3 protein-coding genes are annotated in these 1760 nt (G+C 36.3%); all 3 read left to right on the top strand.

Going from position 1 to position 1760, the window contains the following annotated elements; genetic code table 11:
• The coding region (locus WS34_RS14440; protein WP_046405721.1) for an alpha/beta hydrolase family protein at positions 1 to 539 on the top strand (539 nt) is incomplete at its 5' end.
• A 99-nt stretch (positions 540 to 638) separates the two neighbouring features.
• Positions 639 to 863 (top strand): hypothetical protein, encoded by a 225-nt coding sequence (locus WS34_RS14445; RefSeq protein WP_046405157.1) that lies wholly within the window; start codon positions 639 to 641, stop codon positions 861 to 863.
• A gap of 325 nt (positions 864 to 1188) precedes the next feature.
• Positions 1189 to 1524 carry a hypothetical protein gene (locus WS34_RS14450; protein ID WP_046405155.1) on the top strand — a complete coding sequence of 112 codons (336 nt, stop codon included), beginning with the start codon at positions 1189 to 1191 and terminating at the stop codon, positions 1522 to 1524.
• Positions 1525 to 1760 lie beyond the last annotated feature (236 nt).

Raw genomic sequence — 1760 nt, forward strand, 5'->3', positions numbered from 1 at the left:
GCGGCGTGAAGAGCTTGATAGATCGGTATGATTTTATCGACAAAGACCGGATAGCCTTGAATGGACATAGTTGGGGAGGCTATCAGATTGCTTTTTTGGTAACCAGGACAAATATGTTTAAAGCAGCTGTTTCTGGTGCGCCGGTGGTAAATATGACGAGTGCCTATGGGGGAATCCGTTGGGAATCCGGGAAAAGTCGGATGTTTCAATATGAACAAACTCAGAGCCGGATTGGAGGAACTTTATGGGATAAGCCGACAGAGTTTATCCGGAATTCTCCCCTGTTTTTTCTTCCTCAGGTACAGACTCCTGTTTTGATTATGCACAATGATAAGGATGGTTCCGTCATGTGGGAACAAGGTATAGAATTCTTCATGGCTCTCCGGCGTTTGGATAAACCTGTTTGGTTGTTCAACTACAAAGGTGAAGGACATCACTTGAAAAAATGGGAAAACCGCCTGGATTACAGTCGCCGGGTGATGGAATTTTATGATTATTACCTGAAAGACGGAAAAAAACCGGAATGGATGAAATCCTGAATGAGTAGTTTATGAGTTGAAAATAATCCTCGTAAGTTACGTTTTATATGAACTCACGGGGATTATTTTTATACTTATTATTGGAACAAAACAGGGACGGTGACCAGCCGGTCGAATAATCGTCTGAACCTTGAATTGGGTAAGAAATTCGGTAAAAAGAAACAGGCCGAATTGGTATTCCGGGCCAACGATATCTTCCGTGACCGGAGCCAGGTGCACTATTCCGTGACCGATTTGTACACCCGGATGGATAGTTCGACCAGTACGCAGGATTATTATATGCTTTCCTTCTCTTACCGTTTTAACCGGATTGAAAAAAAATAAAGGACCCGCTAACTGCATTCTTTATTCGAATTTTCTTTGCATGATATTGGGTTTTTCTGGCCAGATTTAACAATTCATGGGACAAATATAGGACAAAACTTTGTGTCAAATGTTTCATTTTCCCAATAATTAAACTGATCTTTATTGCTGAATATCATCTGATGGGGTAAAAATTGAAAACAAACTGATGAGAATTCAGGAGAAAATAACGTAAAAAGAAAGAGAGGCTATCATGTAAGTAAATATATTGTTATAATTATCACTAGGTGAAGATTATATTGTATAAATGAGTGAGAATATTGAGAGAATTATAAATTACAATATTATGAAAAAATATTTATTAGGAATTTTATTTATCCTAACCATAATGAATATGGTTGAATCTCGTTTAACAGCCGATCATGAAAATAAAGTCAATTTGAAGACTTTATTGGAAGTAAGTTCTGCTTCTGCTGCAGGTGAATATTCATGCATTTGTGTTAAATGTCCGGAAGAAGAACATGGTTGTCTATATTATGATTATAGCGTACCTGCCGATCCCAATAATCCTGGAGATAAAACAGGATATATTAATGATGGACAAAGCCATTTTTGCCCTGGTTATCAAGGAAGAGGTTGGGTTGAAAAACATGCAATAGATGTAGGATTAAATTGTTATTAGTTTATAGAGAAATATAGTATGTTCTGGATATAGAGTATTTATTACTATGTGTCCAGAACTTTATTTGATATTTTGATTAAAATACCTAGTATGATGAAGAGTCCATATTTTATCTTACTCTGTCATTTATTCCTGCTTTTCTCATGCAATAGATCTCAGAATACAAAAAACAACTTTTTAAAAAATTTCATACCTTCTCATGATATTGAAATTACCGTGCTGGATTCTACCGATTT

The organism is Odoribacter sp. N15.MGS-14, from assembly GCF_000980245.1.
GTDB classification, from domain to species: domain Bacteria; phylum Bacteroidota; class Bacteroidia; order Bacteroidales; family Marinifilaceae; genus Odoribacter; species Odoribacter splanchnicus.